Origin of the sequence: Aeromicrobium sp. JJY06 (assembly GCF_044069275.1) — a bacterium.
Classification (GTDB): domain Bacteria; phylum Actinomycetota; class Actinomycetes; order Propionibacteriales; family Nocardioidaceae; genus Aeromicrobium; species Aeromicrobium tamlense.
Genome location: NZ_JBIMRD010000002.1, coordinates 324,059 through 344,642, shown reverse-complemented (window position 1 = coordinate 344,642; position 20,584 = coordinate 324,059). Strand labels below are relative to the sequence as shown.

Annotated in this window: 25 protein-coding genes; 8 read left to right on the top strand and 17 right to left on the bottom strand. The window is 71.4% G+C overall.

Annotated features, from left to right (window positions below):
• Positions 1-51: 51 nt before the first annotated feature.
• The gene (locus ACGWYL_RS13110; protein WP_395487397.1) at positions 52-525 is read left to right on the top strand and encodes an Rrf2 family transcriptional regulator; all 474 of its coding nucleotides are present in this window, start codon (positions 52-54) and stop codon (positions 523-525) included.
• 9 nt (positions 526-534) lie between these two features.
• On the top strand, positions 535-1,227 hold the full coding sequence (locus ACGWYL_RS13105) for an alpha/beta fold hydrolase (protein ID WP_395487396.1): 693 nt from the start codon (positions 535-537) through the stop codon (positions 1,225-1,227).
• Here the strand turns inward: ACGWYL_RS13105 and ACGWYL_RS13100 are convergent.
• The 4 genes from ACGWYL_RS13100 to ACGWYL_RS13085 form a co-directional block, all read right to left on the bottom strand.
• Entirely contained in the window at positions 1,224-1,637 is a 414-nt protein-coding gene (locus ACGWYL_RS13100; protein ID WP_395487395.1) for a DUF6069 family protein, read from the bottom strand. The two genes, ACGWYL_RS13105 and ACGWYL_RS13100, sit on opposite strands and share 4 nt — an antisense overlap.
• A complete protein-coding gene (locus ACGWYL_RS13095; RefSeq protein ID WP_395487394.1) occupies positions 1,634-2,617 on the bottom strand; it encodes an RNA polymerase subunit sigma-70 in 984 nt (327 codons plus the stop codon). The genes ACGWYL_RS13100 and ACGWYL_RS13095 overlap by 4 nt, the downstream gene beginning before the upstream one ends.
• Before the next feature lie 91 nt (positions 2,618-2,708).
• Positions 2,709-3,236: a hypothetical protein gene (locus ACGWYL_RS13090; protein WP_395487393.1), complete on the bottom strand. Its 528-nt coding sequence runs from the start codon at positions 3,234-3,236 to the stop codon at positions 2,709-2,711.
• 39 nt (positions 3,237-3,275) lie between these two features.
• Positions 3,276-3,734 (bottom strand): GNAT family N-acetyltransferase, encoded by a 459-nt coding sequence (locus tag ACGWYL_RS13085; RefSeq protein ID WP_395487392.1) that lies wholly within the window; start codon positions 3,732-3,734, stop codon positions 3,276-3,278.
• Between the two features lie 424 nt (positions 3,735-4,158).
• Here ACGWYL_RS13085 and ACGWYL_RS13080 point away from each other — a divergent pair, with 424 nt between their 5' ends.
• On the top strand, positions 4,159-4,722 hold the full coding sequence (locus ACGWYL_RS13080) for a C40 family peptidase (RefSeq protein ID WP_179424530.1): 564 nt from the start codon (positions 4,159-4,161) through the stop codon (positions 4,720-4,722).
• Between the two features lie 66 nt (positions 4,723-4,788).
• On the opposite strand, the gene ACGWYL_RS13075 is transcribed toward ACGWYL_RS13080, so the two are convergent.
• The 4 genes from ACGWYL_RS13075 to ACGWYL_RS13060 are packed head-to-tail and all read right to left on the bottom strand — an operon-like array spanning position 4,789 to position 8,462.
• Positions 4,789-5,739 carry an NAD(P)-dependent alcohol dehydrogenase gene (locus ACGWYL_RS13075; protein WP_395487391.1) on the bottom strand — a complete coding sequence of 317 codons (951 nt, stop codon included), beginning with the start codon at positions 5,737-5,739 and terminating at the stop codon, positions 4,789-4,791.
• Entirely contained in the window at positions 5,736-6,671 is a 936-nt protein-coding gene (locus tag ACGWYL_RS13070; protein WP_395487390.1) for a hypothetical protein, read from the bottom strand. The genes ACGWYL_RS13075 and ACGWYL_RS13070 overlap by 4 nt, the downstream gene beginning before the upstream one ends.
• A 40-nt stretch (positions 6,672-6,711) precedes the next feature.
• Positions 6,712-7,881: an SGNH/GDSL hydrolase family protein gene (locus ACGWYL_RS13065; protein ID WP_395487389.1), complete on the bottom strand. Its 1,170-nt coding sequence runs from the start codon at positions 7,879-7,881 to the stop codon at positions 6,712-6,714.
• Complete coding sequence (locus tag ACGWYL_RS13060) at positions 7,878-8,462, bottom strand: TetR/AcrR family transcriptional regulator (RefSeq protein WP_395487388.1); 585 nt, start codon at positions 8,460-8,462, stop codon at positions 7,878-7,880. Before ACGWYL_RS13060 ends, ACGWYL_RS13065 begins: the two co-directional genes overlap by 4 nt.
• A gap of 79 nt (positions 8,463-8,541) precedes the next feature.
• On the opposite strand from ACGWYL_RS13060, the gene ACGWYL_RS13055 reads away from it, so the two are divergent.
• Both ACGWYL_RS13055 and ACGWYL_RS13050 read left to right on the top strand, forming a co-directional pair.
• Positions 8,542-8,766, top strand: coding sequence for a YdeI family protein (locus tag ACGWYL_RS13055; RefSeq protein WP_395487387.1), 225 nt, complete (start codon positions 8,542-8,544; stop codon positions 8,764-8,766).
• Positions 8,723-8,983: a YdeI/OmpD-associated family protein gene (locus ACGWYL_RS13050; protein ID WP_395487386.1), complete on the top strand. Its 261-nt coding sequence runs from the start codon at positions 8,723-8,725 to the stop codon at positions 8,981-8,983. The genes ACGWYL_RS13055 and ACGWYL_RS13050 overlap by 44 nt, the downstream gene beginning before the upstream one ends.
• Positions 8,984-8,986: 3 nt before the next feature.
• Here ACGWYL_RS13050 and ACGWYL_RS13045 read toward each other — a convergent pair whose 3' ends face one another.
• The 4 genes from ACGWYL_RS13045 to ACGWYL_RS13030 are packed head-to-tail and all read right to left on the bottom strand — an operon-like array spanning position 8,987 to position 11,283.
• A complete protein-coding gene (locus tag ACGWYL_RS13045; RefSeq protein ID WP_395487385.1) occupies positions 8,987-9,757 on the bottom strand; it encodes an alpha/beta fold hydrolase in 771 nt (256 codons plus the stop codon).
• Between the two features lie 32 nt (positions 9,758-9,789).
• The gene (locus tag ACGWYL_RS13040; RefSeq protein WP_179424536.1) at positions 9,790-10,029 is read right to left on the bottom strand and encodes a hypothetical protein; all 240 of its coding nucleotides are present in this window, start codon (positions 10,027-10,029) and stop codon (positions 9,790-9,792) included.
• Positions 10,022-10,546, bottom strand: a complete 525-nt coding sequence (locus ACGWYL_RS13035; RefSeq protein ID WP_179424537.1) for a helix-turn-helix domain-containing protein — start codon at positions 10,544-10,546, stop codon at positions 10,022-10,024. Before ACGWYL_RS13035 ends, ACGWYL_RS13040 begins: the two co-directional genes overlap by 8 nt.
• Positions 10,547-10,581: 35 nt before the next feature.
• A complete protein-coding gene (locus ACGWYL_RS13030) occupies positions 10,582-11,283 on the bottom strand; it encodes an alpha/beta hydrolase (protein ID WP_395487384.1) in 702 nt (233 codons plus the stop codon).
• A gap of 345 nt (positions 11,284-11,628) precedes the next feature.
• On the opposite strand from ACGWYL_RS13030, the gene ACGWYL_RS13025 reads away from it, so the two are divergent.
• Both ACGWYL_RS13025 and ACGWYL_RS13020 read left to right on the top strand, forming a co-directional pair.
• Positions 11,629-12,249 (top strand): hypothetical protein, encoded by a 621-nt coding sequence (locus tag ACGWYL_RS13025; RefSeq protein WP_269306793.1) that lies wholly within the window; start codon positions 11,629-11,631, stop codon positions 12,247-12,249.
• Positions 12,250-12,292: 43 nt separating this feature from the next.
• A complete protein-coding gene (locus ACGWYL_RS13020; RefSeq protein WP_395487383.1) occupies positions 12,293-13,495 on the top strand; it encodes a DUF222 domain-containing protein in 1,203 nt (400 codons plus the stop codon).
• 253 nt (positions 13,496-13,748) lie between these two features.
• Here the strand turns inward: ACGWYL_RS13020 and ACGWYL_RS13015 are convergent, their stop codons facing one another.
• From ACGWYL_RS13015 to ACGWYL_RS13000, 4 genes are all read right to left on the bottom strand, one after another.
• On the bottom strand, positions 13,749-15,242 hold the full coding sequence (locus tag ACGWYL_RS13015) for an amidase (protein ID WP_395487382.1): 1,494 nt from the start codon (positions 15,240-15,242) through the stop codon (positions 13,749-13,751).
• Between the two features lie 35 nt (positions 15,243-15,277).
• Positions 15,278-16,126 (bottom strand): alpha/beta fold hydrolase, encoded by an 849-nt coding sequence (locus ACGWYL_RS13010; protein WP_179424543.1) that lies wholly within the window; start codon positions 16,124-16,126, stop codon positions 15,278-15,280.
• Between the two features lie 71 nt (positions 16,127-16,197).
• Positions 16,198-16,608: a hypothetical protein gene (locus ACGWYL_RS13005; RefSeq protein WP_269306783.1), complete on the bottom strand. Its 411-nt coding sequence runs from the start codon at positions 16,606-16,608 to the stop codon at positions 16,198-16,200.
• 78 nt (positions 16,609-16,686) lie between these two features.
• Positions 16,687-18,807: a DEAD/DEAH box helicase gene (locus tag ACGWYL_RS13000; RefSeq protein ID WP_395487381.1), complete on the bottom strand. Its 2,121-nt coding sequence runs from the start codon at positions 18,805-18,807 to the stop codon at positions 16,687-16,689.
• Positions 18,808-19,136: 329 nt separating this feature from the next.
• Between ACGWYL_RS13000 and ACGWYL_RS12995 the strand changes: the two genes are divergently transcribed.
• Entirely contained in the window at positions 19,137-19,790 is a 654-nt protein-coding gene (locus ACGWYL_RS12995; protein ID WP_179424546.1) for a hypothetical protein, read from the top strand.
• 7 nt (positions 19,791-19,797) lie between these two features.
• Here the strand turns inward: ACGWYL_RS12995 and ACGWYL_RS12990 are convergent, their stop codons facing one another.
• Positions 19,798-20,577 (bottom strand): hypothetical protein, encoded by a 780-nt coding sequence (locus ACGWYL_RS12990; RefSeq protein ID WP_395487380.1) that lies wholly within the window; start codon positions 20,575-20,577, stop codon positions 19,798-19,800.
• Positions 20,578-20,584: the final 7 nt, after the last annotated feature.

Below are 20,584 nucleotides of genomic sequence, written 5' to 3'. Positions count from 1 at the left end.
GATTCGTTCGCAACTGTAGTCATCATGGTGGCGATATGGCAAGATGGGGTCGTGGCCCGTTCGACCAACACCCAGTTCGCGGTGGCAGTGCACGTCCTCACGTACCTCGCCGCCGGTGCTGCGGCGGGTCGCACCACACCCGTCGGCTCCGAGGAGCTCGCCGGCAGCACGGCGGTGAACCCCGTCCACGTGCGCAAGGTGCTCGGCCCCCTGCGCGAGGCCGGTCTCACGGCGTCGCGGCCCGGCGCGCACGGCGGCTGGGAGCTGGCCGTCGACCCCGCCGCGGTCACGCTGGCCCAGGTCTGGAGCGCCCTGCAGGGCGAGGACCCGGTGCTCGGCATCCACGGTCCCAACCCGGCCTGCCCCGTCGGGAGCAGCATCCAGGGCGTGCTCGTCGCGCTGGAGCGACGCGTGGCCGACGCGATCGTCGCCGAACTCGACTCGATCTCGCTGAGCGACGTCCTCGACGAGGGCGGGTTCGACGCTGCCGACTTCGCGGCGCTGGACGACATCGCCTCGGCCTAGTCTGGCCACGTGCCCGAGGGAATCTGGTGGACGTCGTCCGGTGAGGGACCCGCCGTGGTCGTGCCGCGGCTCAACGTCGACTGGACCGCCGTCGACCTCTCTCCCCTGACCGACCGCTTCCGCGTGGTGATCGTGTCGCCGCGAGGCTTCGGTCCCAGCGAGCGGCCCGGCGGCTACGCGATGAGCGGCTTCGTCGCCGACATCGAGCAGGTCCTCGACCATCTGGACGTCGACTCGTACACCGCGTTCGGCTACTCGATGAACGGGGTCATGGCCGCGCGACTGGCGCAGAGCACCCCGCGCGTGGTCGCCGTGGCGTGCGGCGGCTTCCCTCTCACCGCCGACCTCGCCGGCATGGGTGACCGGGCGCGCGCCCGCAACGAGGCGGCACGGCACGATCCCGATGCCTGGGCCGAGGTCCTCGCGACCTACGACCCCGTGGCGGCCGAGGCCTTCTGGGACGACGTCGCCGCGCTTCCGCGGAACGCGCTGGCCGACCTCGACCGCCCCCTCCGCACGTGGTGGGGAGAGGAGGACGCCCTGGTGGCGTCGTTCCTCTCCCCTGCCGAGCTCCGCAGCGATCTGGACGCACGCGGCATCCCGTACGAGGTCGCGCCGGGGCTCGACCACGACGTCATGCTGCGGCGCCTCGACCTCGTCCTGCCGTCCGTCGCGGACTGGCTGGCCGTGCACCTCGACTAGCGCAGCGCCCTCGCCAGCGCGGGAATCATCACGGCCGCCGCGACGAGGTGGAGCGCGATCAGCGCCAGCGCCGTCGCAGCGCTCGCGCCCACCACCAGCGGCGGCACCAGCGAGATCGCCGTGAGCGTCACCGAGACCCGCACGAACCACGCCGCCGGCCGAGGGCTCCAGCGAGCCAGCCCGAGCGCCATCGCGACTCCGGCCAGCGAGAGCATGGTCGTCACCGACGTGAACCCGGCGACCGGGATGGACTCGCCACCGTCGGGGATCTCGAAGTCGACGCCCGCCGCCTTCGCGAGCGCGCCGCCGGCCGTGGTGACGGCCGCCGCCACGACCGTCGCGACGATCCCGGTGAGGGCGACCCGGCCCAGCCGCGGGCGCACGGCCTGCGCCAGCGCCGCGCGGCTCACGACTCCTCCAGGCGCTCGGGCAGCCCCAGCCGCGGGAACTGGTCGTCGTGGAAGGTGACGATCTCGGCGATCTGCCCGTCCTCGACACGCAGCACGTCGACGGTCAGCGGCAGGTACGCCTTGTCGGCCTCGCGCCAGAGGTAGGCGCCGATGGCGGGCTGCCGGTTGACCGAGGTCGGCACGATCCGCAGGCCTCGCATCTCCGGGAACCCGCCCGCGGTCCAGTCGGCGACGACCGCGTCGCGACCGATCTGCACACCGGGCGTCGGCGGCATGGAGCACCGCACGTCCTCGCGCAGCATCTCGGCGATCGCGTCGATGTCGGTGGCGAGGCAGGCCTCGCTGTAGCGGCGCACGACCTCGCGTGTCTGCGTGTCGTCGGCGCCGCCGGTCCAGTCCTGCCGCTCGGCGGGGAGGTGCTCGCGCATCCCCGCGCGAGCCCGCTGGAGCGCGCTGTTCACGGAGTTCACCGAGTCGCCCAGCAGCTCGGCGACGTCCTTCGCCGGCCAGCCGATCACGTCGCGCAGGACCAGCGCGGCTCGCGGGCGCGGCGCCAGGTGCTGGAGCGCGACGATGTACGCGAGCTCGATCGTCTCGCGGGCGACCGCGGCCGTCTCGGGCTCCTCGGACTCGTCCGCGCGCAGCTCGTCGAGCAGCCGGTCCGGGTACGGCTGCAGCCACAGCACCTCACCACCGGTCGCGGGCTCGGGGCGCCGCTTCGCGATCAGGTCGAGCGCCGCGTTCGTCGCGATCCGGTACAGCCACGCGCGGAACGTGGAGCGCCCCTCGTAGGTCTCACGCCGTCGCCACGCCCGCAGGAACGTCTCCTGCACGGCGTCCTCGGCGTCCTCGAACGAGCCGAGCATCCGGTAGCAGTGCACGTGCAGCTCTCGCCGGTGCCGTTCGACCATCGCGGAGAACGTCGGCTCGTCGACCTCGGTCATGTCGCTCCGCTCCCCCACTCGCGTGTCCACACTCATGGTCATCCTCTTCCGTCTCGTCATGTCCTGTCACAGGTATGACGGCGGGGAGCGCCGGAACTCATCACCGGCGCGAGAGGCCGGCGCCGTCCTAGGCGCCGCGGTCGGCGGTGCCTCGGCTGAGCGCGAGGTGACCGCCGAGGAAGCCGGCCCCCGCCGCCACGAGGTTCCCCGCGAGCGCGAACCGCGCCCCGGCCCCGTCGTTCCCGCGCAGTCGCGCGACCAGCGAGCCGAGGAAGAGGAAGGTGGCCACGTCGGTGGCGGCCGAGTGCGCCGCGCCGATGCGGCGCTCCGGCCCGGCCAGCTCGGTCCAGTCCCCCGCGCCCGCGAGGGCGGTCGGCACCGAGGCCGCCAGGCCCGCAGCGGTGAGCACCGTGGCGCTGCGACGTGCGCTCTCGCCCCCGACGACGTCGAGGATCGTGGCGCTGAGCCAGCAGCCGAGGGTGACGTCGGTCAGCGGCGGGTGCACCGAGTGCCCGAACGCGTCGGTGTGGAGCGGACTGCGTCGTGCCCAGTCGAGCAACGGCCCGTAGACCCGCTGCTGGGCGTTCCCGATCGCCTCCGCCACCGGGCTCTCGCCCACCCTGCGGATCACGCGCTCTGCCAGCGACGCGGACACGCTCTCACGGTACGCCCGCCGCGCGCCCGGGAACAGGCCTCAGGAACGCGGACGCCGCAGCACGACCTCGTCGTCCTCCTGCTCCCCGGTCTCGACGAAGCCGAGCGAGCGGTAGAGCCCCAGCGCGCCCTCGTTCTCCGGAGCGACCGAGAGCGCGGCTTCGCGGTACGCCGTGCGCGACAGCGACGGCTCCTCGCGCTCCCACAGGTCGAGCAGCGTCCGCACGGTGGCGCGACCGAGACCCTGCCCCTGGCGCTCGGCGTCAATGACGAGGCCGCCGATCCAGTGACTGCCGTCGTCGGTGTCCACGGCCCACATCACGTGGCCGACCACGGCGCCGTCGTCGTCCTGGACCGCGTACGAGCGCCAGAGCCCGTCATACGCCGAGAGGCACAGGTAGTACGCGGCGTCGGCGACCCACTCGCGCTGGGTCTCCGCGGCCTTCACTCGGGTGATGTCGCGCCAATTGCCGGCGGCGGCCGGAGCCAGGGTCACCATGTCTGCGTCCTTCGTTCGGTGTGACTGGTGAGCCTAGCGAGGCGAGGCCAGCGTGAGATGCGTCACGTCGGCCAATTTTCGTCTCTCGCATTTTTCCCTCGAACGGCAGGTCGGACGTCGAGTAACTCCGCGTTCCGTCCGAAACCCTCCGGTTGGGGTTCGGCCCAGAAGCCTGCCTAGTCTCCCTGAGGCCCCAACGGGCCAGGTCGTGAGCGCGCTGAACTCGCCGAGGCTCACGGGACCAGTCAACGCATCTCAATCGGCGAGCCGGGGAAACCAGCACGGCGTCGCGCCCAGCGCGCGACTTGGGGCTCACCACCGCACGGTGGGGCACACCTTCACTGCCAGCCCGACAGGTCTCTCCTCGAAGGCGTTGAAGGAGATCCCCCATATGCGACACGTCGCACGAGTGCTCGCTGCCACCATGGCCGCGTCCGTCCTGTCCATCGCCGCTCCCGCCGCCCAGGCGGCCCCGGTGACCACCTCCGCCGCCGCGACCTCCGCGGTCGCCTCCTCCACCAGCTCGCCCACCGCGGCCGAGCTCCGCAAGCAGCGCATCCTCAAGAAGAAGAAGGCGCTCAAGCGCAAGAAGTACGTCATCGCGCGCAAGAAGGCGATCAAGCGCAAGCGCGCGATCATCCGCGGCAAGAAGATCATGAACGCCGCAGCGAAGCAGAAGGGCACCCCGTACCGCTGGGGCGGCTCGAGCCCGTCCGGCTTCGACTGCTCCGGCCTCGTCAAGTACGCCGTGAAGAAGTCCGTCAAGAAGAGCATGCCGCGCGTCGCCGGTGCCCAGATGAAGAAGGGCAAGAAGGTCTCCAAGGGCGACAAGCGCAAGGGTGACCTGATCGGCTTCTACAACGGGTCGGGCGTCTACCACATCGGCATCTACGCCGGTGACGGCAAGATCTGGCACTCCCCCCGTCCGGGCAAGAGCGTCGAGAAGGTCAAGATCTGGACCGGCTCCTACAAGGTCCGCCGGGTCTGATCCCGCAGCACCCCGTCGAAGGGCGAGTCACCGATGGTGACTCGCCCTTCGTGCGTTCACCCCGCCCTACGGCGTGACGACGACCTTGCCGAGGGCGCGACCCGCGCCGACGTGCGCGAGCGCCTCGGGCACCTCGTCGAGCGTGAACGTGCGGTCCACGTGCACCCGCACGTCGCCGGCGGTGACGAGGTCCGCGAGCGGCAGGAAGTGCTCCGGGCCCTCCTTCACGACGAGCACGCCGAGGGAGCGACCCGTCGCGAGGCCGAGGACCGATCCCGCCGTGAGCACCCGCAGCAGGGTGACGACCGAGCCGCCGACGCAGCGGTAGGTGCCTCCGCGCGTGACCGACCGGCGGTACGCGAAGACGGAGCGGTGCGCGACGAGGTCGAGCACGAGGTCGTTCGGCTGCCCGCGGGTGAAGTCCTCGCGCTCGTAGTCGATCACCTCGTCGGCGCCGAGCGAGCGCATGTGGTCGAGCTTCGAGGCATGGTCGACGGCGGTGACGTGGGCGCCTCGCTGCTTCGCCAGCTGGATCGCGAAGGTGCCCGAGCCGCCACCTGCTCCGTTGATCAGGACGCGGGCGCCCGGCCGCACCCTCGCCATCCCCTGGAGCGCGATCGCGCCGGCCTGCGGGATCGTCGAGGCCTCCACGAAGCCGAGTCCCTGCGGCAGCGGCGCCAGCGCGGACTCCGGTGCGAGTGCGAGCTCGGCGAACCCACCCTTGAGCGCGAGGTTGTCGCCGAACACCCGATCTCCCGGGCGGAAGCGGGTGACACCCTCTCCCACGCTCTCCACGACCCCTGCGATGTCCGAGCCGAGCGTCGGTCGCGCGGGCGCGCGCAGACCGCCGATCCGCGCATAGAGCGGTGAGCCGGTCAGGCACTCCCAGTCGCTGAGGTTCAGCGACGTCGCCGCGACCCGGACCAGGACCTGCCCCGCGGCCGGCGACGGCACGGGCACGTCCTCGACGCGCAGCACCTCAGTCCCGCCGTAGCGGTCCTGGACCACGGCTCTCATGGGGTCTGACGCTCCCGCCATCGGGTGATCCGCTCGCGCACGGTGGCCAGCAGGCGCGGATCGTCGATGCCGTCGCTATCCGAAGTCCAGGTCCAGCCGTCCGCGGTGGTCCAGCTGGACTCGTTCGTCTCCTCCGGATCCGGCACCGAGGTTCCCCAGACGGAGAGGAAGCCACGCGACATGAACGAGAGCGAGACCGTGTCCGGATCCCCGGTGTCCACGCTGAGCTTCAGTGGAACGACGGCCGAGAGGCCATGAAGGTCGAGCTGATGCTGGATCTCGGCGTCTCGCCGAGCGATCTCACCGAGTCGTCGACGCGCTCCTTCGGGGATCGGCCCGTCAGAGGTCACCTCGCCGTCCGGGCCGACACCGACGTAGGCGACCCACCCGCTCTCCGTGACCTCGCCGTCCCACCTCAGGAGCTGCGGATCGATCGCGTCGACCACCTCGAGCTCGTGCCAGCGCAGGATCTCCTCGCCGTCCTCGACGATCTCGAGCGGCATGCCGGTCGTGACGTCGAGGACGTACGTGAGACCGAGCTCCTCGTCCTCCGGGTCCGGGAGCGTGAAGGTCGCGGTCTCCCGGCCGAAGCGCTGACCCCGGACCACGGTTCCGTCGAGCCGTCGTTCGCGCAGGTCCAGCTCGCCCAGCTCCGGCCGGCGGATCAGCACCCACGGCTCGTCCTCCTCGTCGTGGTCGAACGCGCCGGGACCGCTCTCCACCGGAACGCCTCCGCCCACGGGGAACTCCAGGCTCCGCTCCGGCTCACGGATCGAGCGCAGCTCGCCCTCGACCGTCTCCACCCGACGACGCTCCCCGTGCTTCCAGACCCGGAAGCGCTCGCCATGGAGCGCGACCGTTCCGCGCACCGGCGGCTCCGCGGCCTCCCCACACGTCAGACGCACCAGCAGCTCGACGATCTCCTCGTTCACACCGCGACGCTAGCGCTCGGCGGTGCCGCGACGGGGCGGTTCAGCCCAGCGGACCGCCCGGCGCCAGCGCGAGCCTCGCGAAGCGCTCGCCCATGAGCCGGTGCGTCTCGGCGCTCGGGTGCAGCGCGTCGGGCAGCGGGTGCGCCTCGGCGTCAGCCTCGCCGTAGAGGCTGAGCCCGTCGAGCAGGTACAGGTGCGGGTCGTCCACGCGGCGGGCCTCGACGATCTGGCGCAGCTGCTCGCGGATGACCCGAAGCGTCAGCCTCCCCATCGCGACGTCGGCCGGGTCCCCCGTGGCCATGAAGCGCACGGCGTCCGTGCCCAACGTGGACGGGTCAGGGAGGCCCGGACCGGGCGTGTCCTCGTGGATCGGACACAGGATCGGCGAGACCACCAGCAGCGGGGTGTGCGGGTGGCCCTCGCGGATCGTGTCGAGGAACCCGTGCACCGCCGCGACGAATCCCCGGACGCGCATCAGGTCGGCATTCACGAGATTGATCCCGATCTTCACGCTGATCACGTCGGCCGGCAGGTCGCGCATCGTGCGCGCGGTGGCCGGATCGAGCAGGGCACTGCCGCTGAAGCCGAGGTTCACCAGGTCCACGCCAACCGACGCCGCGGCGATCGCCGGCCACGTGCCGGTCGGCGTCAGCGCGTTGGAGCCGTGGCTGATCGAGCTCCCGTGGTGCAGCCAGACGCGACGGCCGGACGCGCCGACGGGCTCCACCGCGGCGTCCGCGCGCAGCGAGACCAGCTCGGTGAGCTCGTTGTGGGGCAGCCAGAGCTCGAGGGTCTTGGATCGCGCCGGGAGGTCGCCGAACGTGATCGTGCCCGGCTCGCCGCGCGTGACCTCGCGACCACCGGTGGTCATGTCGATCATGAGCAGGTCTCCGCCGTCGACCGAGGCACGCCCGAACGGCTCGCCGTCGACGACGAGCTCGTACACCCCCGCGGGGCGTGCGGGCGCTCCGACGTAGCCGACGCGCGTCGGACGGGCGGTCAGCTCGATCGTCGACGCGGTCGTCCGCATGACGAGGCGGACACCGGACGGCTGGGCCTCGGCCATGAGCAGCTGTGGGTCGGGCAGCTGACGCCGTGCCCACGCCGGCAGCCGGTGTGGCTGGACGCCGGTCGCGGTGTGCTCGAGCTCGACCACCCCGCGGAACAGCTCGCCGGTCAGGGGGACGTCGTGCAGGTCGGGGTCGGTCATCGGGTGGTGTCCTCGTCGGTGGGCCAGTGGGTCAGGGCGCTGTCGAGCGCCTGGGTCATGCGGAGCCACGACGCCTCCGGGTCGGGCTCGGAGCGGTCGAAGCCGCTGTTCACGTGCAGGCGGACGAAGCCGTTGATCGTGCTGCCGATCAGGCGGACGGCATGGGTCAGCTCCGCCTCGGGGAGGTCGTAGCCGCGCACGACTGCAAGCATCAGCGCGGCCACGCGACCACCCGGCGCCTCGGCGTCCGGGGCGGTGATGCGGACCTGCGTGGCCTCCCATCGGCCCGGGTGGTCGTTCGCGTACGTGCGGATCGTGTCGACGAGGGCGCCCAACGCGTCACGACCGGCGCGACCGGCGAGAGCGAGCCCGAGCCGGTCCGCGAGCTCGGCCAGGGCGAGCGTGCTGACCCGACCTCGCAGGTCGTCGGTGCCGCGGAGGTGGAAGTACACGCTGGCCGGCTTCACACCGACGCGCCGGGCGACCTCCGAGACGGTGACCTGGTCGAGGCCGAGCTCGTCGGCGAGGCCGGCAGCCGTCTCGGTGAGCGACTCGGCCGTGAGCGGGGTGCGGGCGTCCATCCATCTACTTCCTGTAGTTCCTCACCTACAGGGTATAGGTGCACACAACGCGGCACCCCGCCGGTGCGACGATGTGGCGATGGACGTGCTGGAGTTCGCCGACGGCCAGGCGTGGGACACGTGGCTCGAGGAGCATCACGACACCGCGACGGAGGCCTGGCTGCGCATCCGACGCAAGCACGCCGACCTGCCGCTCATCACGATCGGCAACGCCCTCGACGGCGCACTGTGCCACGGCTGGATCGACGGGCTCCGGCGAGATGCGGCCAGGCGGGCTCGCGTCGCTCGAGGCAGCCCGCGCTGATGGCCGGTGGGCCTCCGCCTACGCGCCCCAGTCCTCGGGCGAGGTCCCGCCCGACCTCCGAGCGGCACTCGCAGCGGTCCCCGAGGCCGCTGCGGTCTTCCGTCAGCTCAGTCGCACCGAGCAGTACGACCTGGTGCTGCCACTGCTCAAGGCACGCAGCGCCGAAGCCCGGTCGCGTCACGTGGCGGCCGCGGTCGACCGACTCCGTCCCGACTAGGGCTCAGCCCGACACCCTTGCGCGCTCCACCCGGACCAGCCACTGCCGGATCAGGGCGCCCAGCACCTCGGGCTCCTCGTGCGGCAGCGCGTGACCGGCCTCGTCCACCACCGCGACCGTCGCGCGCGGGTGGACGTGCAGCAGGTCGGCCGCCGCGGCGTATCCCACCGTCGAGTCGAGCCGCCCCGCAACGACGAGCGTCGGACCCGGGTAGGGCTTGGCCGCGAGGGAAAGACCCCAGTTCTCGCCCATGCGCTCCATCGCCTCCTCGTCCACGAGGTCGGCGGCCGGTGCCACGTACCGCTCGTAGCGCTCGTACATCTCGGGCGTCTGCACCACGAAGTAGCCCCGGAACACGTGGTCGCCGATCCCGTTCGACGTCACGACGGGCCGGTGCTCGGGGACGTCCTGCTCGTCGGGGAGCACCGGGCAGACGAGGGCGAGCCCGGCCACCTGCTCCCACAGCCGGGCCGCCATCGCCTGGGCCAGGTAGGCGCCCCACGAGTGACCGACCAGGAGGAACGGCTCGGGTCCGACCTCGGCCAGGACGAACCGGATCATGAGGTGCAGGACGTCGTCGGACGAGTGCAGCTCATCCGCAGCCGGCGACCGACCCATCCCCGGCAGGTCCGGGTAGATCCGGCGCAGGCCCGCAGCCTCGAGGATCGGGTCGAAGCAGGCCTCGGCCTCGCGGTGGTCGACTCCCGCACCGTGCAGCACCACCGCCGGGCGGCCCTCCCCGTGCCGGACGACGTGGAGTTCCCCGGGCTCCATGTCTCGCAAGATAGTCCTCGTCGCCGAGGAAGTCAGCCCATCTTGTCGACCCACCGCGTGAGCAGGCCGCGCTCGTCGACGTCGTGGTAAGCCGGCGGACCCGGCACGGGGTCGCCGCGCAGGCACGCGATGACCTCGGCCGGGCCGTAGAGGTGCTCCTCGACCGCGGTGGTCCAGTGCACCTCGGGCGAGAGGCTCCGCTCCAGCCGCGTCCAGTCCCTCCGCTCGATGAGGCTCAGGATGTTGCCGACGGCGGGCACGAACTCAGCCACGGGTCCTCCGGGACGGGTCGGGGTCACGCGGGTCGCCGAGGCCGAACGGGCCGGCCGCCGTGACGCGGAGGTCGTCGACACCGACCGCGTGCCCGGCCGCGCACCTCACGGCGATCTCGACGGGCTCGCCGCAACCGTCGTGGCTGAGCTCGGGCGGGTAGGGCGGCGGGTCGTGCCGGTTGCCCCACTGCAGCAACGCGAACACGGCGGGGAGCAGGTCGGCGCCCGCCTCGGTCAGCACGTAGGCGTGACGCAGACGGCTGCCGGGCTCACGGTACGGATGCTTCTCGAGGATCCCGACAGCTGTCAGCTCACGCAGCTGCGCGGCCGTGGTGGCGTCGGTCAGTCCGGCACGCGCGGCGAACTGGTCGAACCGCGTGGCGCCGTAGAACGCCTCGCGCAGGACGAGCATCGCCGAGCGCGTGCGCAGCGCCGCCATCGCGCGCTCGATCGGGCAGTAGGCGCCGATGGGCTCCTCGCCGCGCGACGCCAGTGCACCCCCGAGCTTGATGGGCATACCCGCACAGTACGCCTGACTCGCGTGCCGTGAAGTCAGGTTCCGGCACTCGGATCCTCGCTCCCCGGGCGGGCGACGGCGTGCGCCCTCGCCCACTCCAGGGCGCGGTCCGCGACCTCCTCCCACCCGGGTGCGGCGCACGTCCAGTGGTCGCGTCCGGGCAGCTCGACGTACTCGGTGAGAGCCGGCGACTTCCGGTAGTGCTTGGCGTTGGAGCGGTTCACCGAGGGAGGCATGATGTGGTCGCGCTCCCCCGCGATGAACAGCAGCGGCGCACGGTCGGCCGCGTAGTCCACCCACGTCTCCTGGTGGCCGGGCTTGAAGTTCGCGAACAGGCCGTACTCCCAGATCCACCGCCCCGGCGCCGGGATGTGGAACCGGTCCCACACCGCGCGCGACTCCTCGGCCGTGAGCGTGTTCGTGAACGCGTAGTGGAACTCCTTGGGCGTGAAGCCCACGGCCCGGCGGATGTTCGCGGGGCTCTTCAGCGCGGGCAGCAACGACCGCGCCTGCGAGATCGGGCTCACGCGGACCCCCTCGGTCGGCGCGGAGTCGATGACGACGCCGGCGGCGCCGAGGCCCCGCGCCAGCAGGAGCTGCGTGAGCGTCCCGCCGAAGGAGTGACCCATGATGATCGGCGGCTCGTCGAGTGCCTCGATCACCGAGGCCAGATGGTCCACAGTCTCCGGCACGGTCAGGTCGGCGATGACCTGCGGTTTCTCGCGGAGCGCCTCCACCTCGATCTCGAAGCCGGGATAGGCGGGCGTCAGGACGGTCAGCCCTGCGACTCGTAGTAGGTCTTCCAGTGACTCCAGCTGCGCGGCGTCATCCAGAGTCCGTGGACGAGGACGACGGTGGGGGGTTCGGACATGGGGATGCCTCTCGACGGCATGGGTTCGTGCTGCCCTGGCGGGCGGTGGGAGGGCCGTTCCCCGTGAGCTCGGGCCTGGTCCCGCGCGTGGTGTCGCGCTGCGCTCTCGTCGCTGACTCTAGTGCGCTGTAGTCAGATAGCACCAGACCACGCTTCGGGTGAATTCCCGGGTTTCCGTCCAGTGACGGCACGGGCGTGACAGCCTTCGCTGGTGAGCTTCAGGGGTCTCGGGATGCGGCGTCTGCTCGGACTGTCGGCAGCACTTGCGACGGTCGCGGCCTTGCTGATCGCGCTCGAGCGCAGGTCGCCGGATCTCGATCCCGTCTCGTTCGGGAGTGGCCCCAGCGCCTTCGGCGTGTACGCGCCGAGGGGAACCGGGGCCTGGACCGCCCACTCGGGTGGCTTCACGACGTGCCTCACCCGTCCGGGCCAGGCCGTCATCACCGGGGCCGAGCTGATCGATGCGCAGGGAGTCCTCGACTCCCGCTTCGTCGTCCGCCGCGTGACGGGCGCCGCGCACGAGGGCGGCGCGGTCCCGATCTACAGCGCGACCGGCGTTCCCGAGAAGGAGGCCGGTCACGCCACGGGCGTCCGGGTCGAGCCGGCGGTCGGGGCCGCCGTGGCACGCGAGTGCCCCTCGAGCTCCGAGCCGGACGCGCCGTTCACCGAGCTCATGGTCGTTCTCACGACCGGTGAAGGCGGTGCCACCGTCCGCAAGGCGCGGGTGGAGTACACCTTCGACGGCGAGGCCTTCGAGACAGAGCTCGACTGGACCTTCCGCCTCTGCGGCCGCAGCGAGAGCGACGAGGAATGCGGCGAGGGCATCCCCTGACGAGTCGCGCGTTTCTGTCAGTGCCGCCCACTAGGTTGGGTGCATGACTTCGGGGAGCGTGGCTGACGTGTGCGACCTCGTGCGTCGCGCCCGCGCCGTGGCCGAGCACGAGGAGTGGGACTGGGTCGTCGCGCACCACGCGCGCCGGGTCGCCGAGATCGACCGCTCCGACGAGATCCCGCTGTCGAAGGACCTCGCCCGCCGCGAGGTCGTCCTCGAGCTCGCCCAGGGCCTGCACGTCACCGAGCAGACGGTGTGGGCGATGGTCCACGAGGCCGCCACCCTCAAGGAGAGGGCCCCTCGCGTGTGGAGCTCCTTCCGCGTCGGCGACATCGACGGGGTGCGAGTGTCCGCGATCGCCGACACCGCCGAGCGGCTCCGCACGCCGGAGGCGCTGGCGATGCTCGAGCAGACCGCACCCGAGTACGCCGCCACCCACACGATCACCGAGCTGCGCGCCTGGCTGCGCCGCCTCCGCGCCCGGCTCGAGCCCGAGCAGGTCGCCACCGAGACGGCGGAGGCGCTCCAGCAGCGCCGGGTCTCCATCACACACCTGAGTGACGGCACCAGCTGGCTCAACGCCCTGCTGCCGACCGGCCTGGCCATCGCGATCGGCGAACGGCTCCGCAAGGCCGCCCGGGCGGTCCCGTCGGTCGATCCCGAGACCGGCGCTCGCGACGCGCGCACGCGCGACCAGAAGCAGGCCGACCTCGTCGCCGACTGGCTCACCTCGTGCACCGGCACCACCAGCGACATCCGCGCCGAGATCGCCATCAGCATCGCCGCCACCGACCTCATCGGCCTCACCGAGGGGCCGGGCCTCACCCACGACGGCGAGCCCGTCGGCGCCGAGTGGGTCCGCGCGCTCGCGCAGTCCGAGCACACGATCCTGAGGCGCCTCGTCCTCGACCCCGTCGGCGAGGTGCTCGACACCACGGTCCTCAGCTATCGACCACCCGAGTCCCTGCGCCGGGCACTGCGGTGGAGGGACGGAACCTGCCGGGTCGCCGGCTGCCGCGCACCGGTGTTCGAGACCGATCTCGACCATGCCGAGGCCTACGACAGTGGCGGAGCGACGTCCGCGTCGAACCTGCGATGCCTCTGCCGCCGTCACCACAACATGAAGAGTCACGGTCACCTCGCCGACCGCTACCTCGACGCGCCCGTCCGACGGATCGAGCGCTATCTGCCCTGCCCGCCGATCATCATCGAGACCGACATCGTCGACCCCCGTCGCGCCGCGTGACCCACGTCCGACGGCAGACTGGCGATGTCCGGTCTTCGGGGGAGGCGCCATGGATGTCAGCACGTTCCACCTGGCGTTCCTGCTCCCGGCGCTGATGGGCCTCTTCGCGCAGGTCGGCGGCGTGGGAGGAGCCGGCGATCTGGCGGAACAGCTCCATCGTCATCGCCCTCGGCGGCTGCGCCACGACCCTGCGCCTGCTCGCGACCGACACCGATCCCGCGCTCCTGGCCATCCGGGTCGGCCAGCAGGCGACTCAGACACCCTGAGGCACGCGGTCCCACCAGGGCGCCGCCCGTTCGAGCTGCGCGGCGAGCTGAAGAAGAAGCGCGTCGCTGCCGAGCGGGCCGACGAACTGCGCGCCGATCGGCAGTCCGTCAGGCGTCCAGTGCAGCGGGACACTGGTCGCGGGACGACCGGTGAGGTTCGCCAGCTGCGTGTAGGGCACCCAGCCGAGGTTCTCGCTGATCAGCTGGTCGACGATCGGCGTGAACCGCAGGATCGACCCCGCGCGCGCCTTCAGCAGCACCCGCTGCAGCCGCTCGATACGGGCCGGCAGGTCGAAGGCGCCGATCCGCGGCGGCGGCGTGGCGGTGGTCGGCGTGAGGAGCAGGTCGTGGTCCTCGTGGAACGCGGCGAGACGACGGACGTGCTCGTGGCGCCCCTCGACGGCGCGCACGTAGTCGGTGGCGCTGGTGGCCCGGCCGAGCGCGGCCATGACGCGCGTGTCGGGCTCGAAGGCGTCCTCGCCGAGACCCGACAGCTCGCGCGCCTCGGCGACGGAGACGGCGCAGTGGACGAACCACGAGGTCAGGAAGTCCTGCGCCAGACGCGCGTCGTCGACGGGCACCGGGACCTCGACGACCTCGTGTCCCAGCTCGGTCAGGAGCGCGGCCGCGTGCTGGACCGCGGCGCGGGCCTCCGGGTGCGGGTCGGGGTTGATCGAGCTCTGCCACGACATGCCGATGCGCAGGCGCCGCGGCTCCTCGGCGAGCGCGGCGGCGAAGCCCTCGCCCGGCAGCCCGCCGGGCAGGTAGGCCGACACGCTCGTCGAGCCGGAGAGCACGTCGAGCATGGCCGCCGTGTCGCGCACGCTGCGCGAGACGACGCCGTCGGTGGCGGTGCCACCCAAGGGCTCGCCGTGGCTGGGGCCGAACGGAATCACGCCGCGGCTCACCTTCAGGCCGAAGAGTCCGCACGCCGAGGCGGGGATGCGGATCGAGCCGCCGCCGTCGCTCGCGGCCGCGCAGGGGACGATGCCCGCGGCGACCGCGGCCGCGCTGCCGCCGGACGAGCCACCGGGCGTGTGGTCGGTGTTCCACGGATTGCGCGTGGGACCGAAGACGTGCGGCTCGGTGATGCCCTTCGCTCCGAACTCCGGGCTGTTCGTCTTGCCGAAGACGACCAGTCCGGAGTCGATCCAACGCTTCACGACCTCGGCGGTCTCGGCCGCCGGAACGTCACGCAGCGACCGGCTGCCGCCACTGGTCGGGACGCCAGCGAGGTCCTGGTGGAGGTCCTTGAGCAGGAACGGCACGCCGTCGAACGGCCGGCCGCCCTCCGGCTCGGGGCCCGGCACCGGAGGCTCGACGTCCCGCACGATCGCGTTGAGCCGCGGGTTGACCTCGGCGGCGCGAGCGCGCGCCAGCCCGAGCAGCTCCTCGCGCTTGATCTCCCCCGCCCGCACCATCTCGGCGAGCCCGACGGCGTCGCGGCTGCGGTAGTCCTGGAAGTCCTGCGTGGAGGTCATGGCCGTCCCCTCTTCGTGATGGCGATCCTCAGAACCTACCGAGTCAGGAAGTCCACCAGGGCTCGATTGAACTCGTCGGCGTGCGAGACGTTGAGGCCGTGGGGCGCGCCGGGGACGAGGACCAGCTCGCTGTGGGCCACGGCCTCGTGCGTGCGACGTCCGGAGCCCTCGAAGGGCACGATCCCGTCGGCGTCGCCGTGCAGCACGAGAGTCGGGACGGTGATCAGCTTCAAGTCCTCGCGGAAGTCCGAGAGACCGAAGGACTGCATCGCCTCGAGCGCGGCCAGCTGGTCGGCCATGGCCGTCAGGCGCAGCGCGTCCTGCCGCTGCGCCTGCGTCACCAGTACGGGGCCCTCGCCGTTCGCCGCGAAGAACTGGTCCACGAACCCGTCGAAGAACGTCCCGCGGTCGGCCGTCAGCTGGGCGCTCATCTCGGCCGCCTCGGACGGTTCCAGCGGGCCCTGCGGGTTGTTCGGCCCCTTCATCATCATCGGCGGCACCGCGGCGGCGAAGACGACGCTGCGCAGTCGCTCCTCGCCGTGGCGGGCGACGTAGCGCGCGACCTCGCCGCCACCCATCGAGAAGCCGACGAGGGACACGTCCCGCAGGTCGAGCGCCTCGAGCAGGCTGGCGAGGTCGTCGGCGAGCGAGTCGTAGTCGTATCCGGTGCGGGGCTTGTCGCTGCGGCCGAATCCGCGGCGGTCGTAGGTGATCACGCGCAGGCCCGCGTCCGTCAGGGCACCGATCTGCTCGCTCCACGACTCCCCCGACAGCGGCCAGCCGTGGATCAGCACGACCGGCCGTCCCTCACCGCCGTGGTCGTCGACGTGCAGGTCGACGTCCTTGAGTCCGAAGAGTCGCGAGTCCACCGTGATGTCCGCCATGTCGCCTCCTGAGCGATCGGTTGCTCGGTGGAGTACCCACGAGCCCCGGGCGCAATCGGCGCTCGGGGCGATCACTCGCCGTGGTCGCTCTGGGTCGATACGGCCCAGATCACCGCGACGTTGAAGGCGATCAGCACGATCGACCACAGCGGGTAGTAAGGCATGAAGGCGAACTGGGCGACGATGCCGATCGACGCGATGATGACCGCGCCGATGCGCGCCCAGTTCCGGCTGCCGAGCAGGCCCGCACCGACGGCCAGGGCCAGCACGCCCAGCACGACCTGGATCCAGCCCCACGTCGTCAGGTCGAACGCGAAGGCGTACTCGGCGCCAACGACGAAGACCTCGTCCTCGGCGATCGCCGAGAAGCCTTGGATGAGCTGGACGACACCGATGCTCAACAGCATCACCGCCCCGAACCCGACGATCCCCCACGTCCACGCCTGCTTCGCCGAGCCCTCGTACGGCCGTCGATCACTCATGATGTCGTTCCTCTCGGTGGTCCTGTCGGTCACGCTAGGCGCGGCGCCGGGACGAGGAACTCACCCCGCTCGGATGATTCAGGCGGGCGTCAGCGCATCGGTGAGCAACGCCACGAGGGTCTCGAGCTGCAGGTCGGCCGAGTCGGCGATCTCCTCGTCGGAGCCGTCGAGCGCGCGGGCGGCGAGGCCGGCCTTGCTGTCGATGAGCTCGACGATCTTGGTGTCGATCGTGCGCGACGCGACGATGCGCCACGCGGTGACGGGCTCGTCCTGGCCGATGCGGTGGACGCGGTCGATCGCCTGCGTCTGCTCCGCGTCGGTCCACGACAGCTCCGCGAGGACCATGTCGGAGGCGACCTGCAGGTTGACGCCCACGCCGGCGGCCGACAGCGAGCAGACCACCACGGAGACGTCGGGGTCGTTGACGAAGGCGTCGATGCTCTTCTGGCGCGCCGAGGGCGTCTGGTTGCCGCGGATCGACGAGTAGCGCAGGCCGCGCTGCTCGAAGGTCTGCTCGGCCACGTCCATGACGTCGACGTGCTTGGCGAAGAAGACGACCTTGCCGACGCTGTGCGCCAGCTGGGCCGTGTAGTCCGCCGCGAGGCTCGCCTTCGCCTGACCGATCCGCCGCATCATCGTGAAGACGTTCTCCTCGGACTTCGAGGAGTCCTCGCGCTCCGACGCGGCGATCCGGCGCACGAGGTCGTGGTCGATCCCGTCGGTCCTCTCGTCGCGGGCCTCGATGGCGCGCTCGTACCGCGAGACGAGCCGCCGGACGAGCTCGGCCTCGGCCGCCCGGATCGAGCGTCCGGCCTCGTCGTCCAGCTCGACCCGCAGGTCGGCTATGCGGCGGGCCGGGATGTCGGCGGCGACGTCGACCTTGCGGCGCCGCACGATGCCCATGTCGATGACGCGGGAGCGCGCGGCTGGGAAGAAGCCGGGGTCGAGCGGCGTCAGGCCGGTCTCCTCGAGCGCGTGCATCAGCTCGGGACGGGGCTTCTTCTCGTCGATCCAGCCCAAGTACTGCCAGATGGCGCGGAAGTCCTCGATGTCGTTGATCAGCGGCGTGCCGGTCAGGGCCATCAGCAGGGGTCGCGGGGTGCGGGCGCGGATCCGCTCGGAGAGCTGCAGGACGTGCTGCGAGCGCTGCGACGACTTGTTCTTGATGAAGTGCGCCTCGTCGAGGACCATGCCGCGGAAGCCCAGGTCGCCCAGCCAGCCGACGTGGCGGTCGAGCACCTCGTAGTTGACGATGACGATGTCCGCGAAACCGTCGATCGTGTCGCCGTCGCCGTGGATCACGGTGGCCGCGTGCCGCGGGGTCCAGATGTTCGCCTCGCGCGCCCAGTTGGCCTTCACGACGTTCGGCACGACGACGAGCAGCGGGTAGGCGTTCGCGGCCTGCGCGGCCAGCAGCGACTGGGCGGTCTTGCCGAGTCCGGGCTCGTCGGCCAGCAGGAAGGTCCGGTGTCCGTCCGCTGCCGCGGCGACGAGCTCGGCCTGGTGGCGCATCAGCTCCATGCCCTCGGGGACGGGGACGTCGATGGGCTCCGGCAGATCCATGCACGCAGGGGCGCCGCTGGCGGCGCGCTCGAACGACGAGAGCAGCGGTCCGATGAGCTCCCAGCCGGCCAGCCGGCGCGGCGGCGGCGTGCGACGCTCGACGGTCTCGAACTGCGGGGCGAGGAACGGGTCGGCGAGGCGGCGCGAGATGACCGACTGCGGCACCACCTGACGCGACACGGGCGCCGGGGTGGGGTCCTCCTCGACCGGCTCCTCCGGCTCCTCGGGAGCCTCCATTCCGGCCGCGGCCAGCATGTCCCGCTTGAGGTCCTTGGCGGCGTCGGACACCGCGGCGTCCTCGGCCAGCAGGGACAGCAGCGAGGTGTCGAGGGCGGCCGTCTTCGCGAGGATCGTGCCGATGCCGTCCAGCCGCTTGAGCTGCTCGGCCCGCTGGGGCTCGCTCATGCTCGCGTCGGTCTTGATGCGGGTGCGCTCCTCGCGCGCCAGCAGGGCGACGGTCTGGAACTTGGTCCGGTTCGTCTGCGTCGCGCGTCCGCGCTGGACACCCGACTCGACCTCACGCACGGCGCGCGCGAGCACGGGGATGATGCCCTCGTTACCGGCAGCGCGTCCGCGCCGCTGGTTGCGGGAGCCGGCCCCGGTGGAGCCTGACTGACGTCGGCCTCGAGTGGCCAAGCTTCTCTCCTCTGATCACACGCTGACCACACAGGACGACAGCGCAGCAGGAGCCTGCGAAGGCCCCTGATCGGTTGCTCTGCACGACCAGCGAGCTGAATGAGCGGCCGTCCCGGGCTCGTGGCTGCGCGATGCAGCACCAGAAGACTGGCAACGGGGGAAGCGACGCTCTGACAAGACCAGTTTACGCAGATGGGCGCGCCCGACCCGCAGCACCCGAGCGCGCGCCGCGCTGGCGCTCGCCCGGCGCCGCTGAATTCCCGTGGCGAACGCCGGACACCACGTCCCGCTGACCACTACGGTCACTGGGTGAGTGACAAGACGGCCCGATGCGCGTGAGCCGCGGCATGCATCACCTGAGCATCGGCTTCGTTCCGAACTGGTCGGCCGTGGGCGGCGGATGGTTCGCGACCAAGCCCAGTGGGGCCACGGCTCGGGGCGACCGCAGCGCGCCGCCCTTCATCGCCAGCATCTGGCGTCGCCTGTCGAGCGGCCACGAGCACGCGGGCCTGCCGGACAGCTGCGAGGACCTTACGCCCGTCGTGGACCGGGCGGTGGCGCTGTTGACCGAGTCATACCGCCCGGTGGACTTCGACGAGCTCGATCTGACCCTCGGGTGGACCGACGAGAAGTCGCGGCTGGAGTTCCTCGAGGTCACGAGGCGTCTGGAGACGAGACTGCGGCGCAGGCTCCGTCGTCAATGGACCGTGAGGGTGAGCCCGAGTCCCGGGGTCGTGGAGGTCACTCTCATGGGCGAGTACATGTGCGACTGGCCCCTGTGGACCCACGACGGTCTCAGTGACCCCGACGACTGGACGATGCTCTCCGACGACCTGAAGGAGAAGCTTCGCGCGTGGGCGGTGACGGCGGATCCGGACCACGTGCCCGGACCGGACCCGCTCGTCACCGAGCAGCTGCTCCAGGAGCTGCGGAGCGTGTTGGGAAGCCGTTTCGTGGTCTACGGATTCGACTCCGACGCGTAGACGGTCCTCAGCCGAGGACGGACGCGACGTCGACGGTGCCGTCCGCCTCGTCGATCGCCTTCGCCAGGCTGTCGACATGCTGGTCGTCGAGCGTCAATCCGGCCTCTTCGAGGCCCTTGCGCAACTCGTCGCCGATCGTGCCGCCGGGTGCGCCGTCCTGGTAGGCACCCACGCGGTTCACGACGAACTGGATCGCCTCGAGCTTCTCCGGTGTCAGATCAGTCATGCCCGCGACGCTACGCGAACTCGACGGCTTCGCATCCCGAGCGGAAGTCGGCGCGTGCGGTCGTCCGTCTCGACGCTGCCGCCACCGACTCACTCCGAACCCGAGCCAGAAGATCGGCAGGGCGAAGAAGACCGCAACGATCCCGAACGTCCACATCGCGAACTCCAGCGACTCTCGTCCGCCGTGGACCACGTCCTGGTAGACCTTCGTCTGACGTCCCTCCGGCACCCTGATCACCTCGACCCTCTCGCCCACCTCGTTCCAGTTGCAGACCTCCTCTTCGGTGAACTCGGCCGGCAGCCCGGGCGGAGGATGTTCGGACCTCCACGTGACGTCCCATTTCGGGTCAGAGCGTCCGCGCCCACCCGACGGGCAGTAGCCAGCCCCGGCTTTCTGCCGTTCGATGACCGTGGCCATCTCCCTTGGGCCATCGGCCGACTGTCGGAACTCCCAGTACGAGCCGAGTCCCACCACGGCGGCGAACACCAGCCCGAACGCGATCGAGGAGCGAGTGGGCCGATCCTTGCCTGGCCGGAGGAGGTTCCAGATCCCCGATCTCATGGGCGGC